Origin of the sequence: Pseudomonas cedrina subsp. cedrina (assembly GCF_001983175.1) — a bacterium.
GTDB classification, from domain to species: Bacteria; Pseudomonadota; Gammaproteobacteria; order Pseudomonadales; family Pseudomonadaceae; genus Aquipseudomonas; species Aquipseudomonas cedrina.
Genome location: NZ_MNPW01000036.1, coordinates 1 through 2158 on the forward strand (window position 1 = coordinate 1; position 2158 = coordinate 2158).

The following is a 2158-nucleotide window of genomic DNA, read 5'->3' on the forward strand; positions in this document are numbered from 1 at the left end:
CCTGTCCCGGTATCTGCAATAAGGATAAAAAATGACCGACGCACATTTCGAAGGAAGAAACTGGAAGTACTGGACGGTACCCAGGTTCGTCAACGTCGGTGGTCTGGACACGGCCTATCGGCGCTCGGGCGAGGGGAAAGCCGTGCTGCTCTACCTGCACGGCCTGAGCGGTACGCGTGAGTGGAACCCTCTGCATCAGCAGCTTTCGAAAAAATTCGACGTCATCGCTCCCGAACATCCAGGGTTTGGCGACACCGAGCGCCTCACCGAGCAGGATTCCTGGGAAGAGTACGTGCTTCATTACGACGGGTTGATCCGCGCCCTGGAGCTTGAGGGGGACATTCACCTCGTCGGCACGGACATGGGCGCCTGGCTGGCGGCGCACCTGGCCACCTTTTACCCCGAGCGGTTCAAGACCCTGACCCTGATCACGCCGATGGGCATGCTGGTCGAGGACCGGCCTTTCATCGACATCTTTCGGATGACCACGGAGGAAGAGCTGGAGCGCCAGTTCAACGGACGCTTCGACGCACTGGCCGCCGAGGTGGCGCAGGAAGGCGGCGTGGACGATGTCGCGTATCAGTACGGCCAAATGAGCACGGCGGCGCGTCTGATCTGGAACCCGCGCTATGAGCGCCGTTTTGCTACCCGTCTGAAGCGGGTCCAGGTTCCCGCGCTGATCCTCGGTGCCGAAGACGATCGTTTCCTGGGCAAAGGTCAGGCCGAACAGTATGCCGCGCGGTTGCCACAGGCCACGCTGGTGACGGTCAAGGGCCCCGATGCAGGCGCTTCCTCGCACCGGATGACAGTAGAGCAGCCCCATGATGTCGCGCGCGCCATCATCGAGCATGTCCAAGCACGCAGCTGAAGGTTGTTAACATGACTGACAAGAATAAAGTCGAGTTTTTCGGGATCATCGAAGGCGGATACCCCAACATCCCCCACGCGTCTGATCGGCCGAAAAAGACCAACTACGTGGATCTTTCCAATTCGCACGTCGACCCGATCCGCAGCCAGCGCATTCTGGAGGATCAGTTGGAGTTGTTGGCCAGTATGGAGAAGCACGGCCTCGATGGCGCGGGCTTCACCGAGCAGCACAATGGCCCGCTCGGCCACCTGCCCAACCCGATGCTCGGCGCCGCCTGGTTGGCCGCGAACACCCGGCACATCAAGATTTTCGTCAATGGCCCGCTGATGAACGCCTACCTGTCGCCGGTGCGACTGGCCGAGGAAATTGCCGTCGTTGATGTGATGTCCAAAGGCCGTTTGATGATCGGCCTGCCGATTGGCCTGGGCGCACAGTACCATGCGCTGGGAATGAACCCGGCCGAGGCGCGCGAGCGGCATGCCGAAGGGCATGATTTGCTGGTCAAGGCGCTGACCGAAACCGGACCATTTCAGTGGCATGGTCGTTACTATAATCACCACTACGTCAACATCTGGCCGCGTCCTGCGCACAAGATCGAGTTCAACATGCCGGGTGGCGGGTCGCAGGAAACCCTCGAACTGGCGGCCAAACGGCGCTACACCTATCAAACGGTGCTCAATGACCGCAAGGCCATGGCCGGCGTGATGAACAAGTTCCGCGAGCTGTGCCGCGCCGAAGGCTACGAGCCGGATCCCAAGCAATCGGCCGTGGTGGTCGAGATCCACGTGGCCGAGACGGATGCCCAGGCGAAGGCCGAGTCCGAGGCCGGCTACCTGTGGAACTACCAGAACTACTTCGAAGCCCCGATGCATGACAAGTTTCCGGCGGGCTACACCTCGGAAAAATCGATGCGCGGCATCATGAAAGCCGGGTTCAGCTTGAACACCAAGGCGATGACCTACGATGACCTGGTCGAAAACAACTGGGTGATTGCCGGCTCGCCGGAAACCGTGACCGCCAAGCTTGAAGAGCTGATCAAGGACACTGGCGCCGGGCGGATCTTCCTGGGCTTCTCGATGGGCAGCAAGCCGCGTTGGTTGATCGAAAAATCGCTTACGTTGTTTGCCCAAGAAGTGCTGCCGAACTTCCGGCCGAACGGGCGTCCGCTGTGGGCCGAACCGGATTTCCCGAAACACGGTTTCGGCTCGTCGGTGGAATACGCGGCCCAGCGCCGTGCCGACGTGGAGGCACCGACCATCATTCGTGACGGCCAGCGCGTGGACATCACCA

The 2158-nt window shown here is 60.8% G+C and carries 2 protein-coding genes; both read left to right on the forward strand.

The features are described 5' to 3' along the window. Positions 1-31 precede the first annotated feature (31 nt). Complete coding sequence (locus BLL36_RS29850) at positions 32-868, forward strand: alpha/beta fold hydrolase (RefSeq protein ID WP_076955171.1); 837 nt, start codon at positions 32-34, stop codon at positions 866-868. 11 nt (positions 869-879) lie between these two features. Further along, the coding region (locus BLL36_RS29855) for an LLM class flavin-dependent oxidoreductase (RefSeq protein ID WP_076955172.1) at positions 880-2158 on the forward strand (1279 nt) is incomplete at its 3' end.

What these genes read in the sequence shown, in the direction of transcription:
- BLL36_RS29850 (WP_076955171.1), top strand. Translation starts at nt 32, where the DNA reads ATGACCGACGCACATTTCGAAGGAAGAAACTGGAAGTACTGGACGGTA.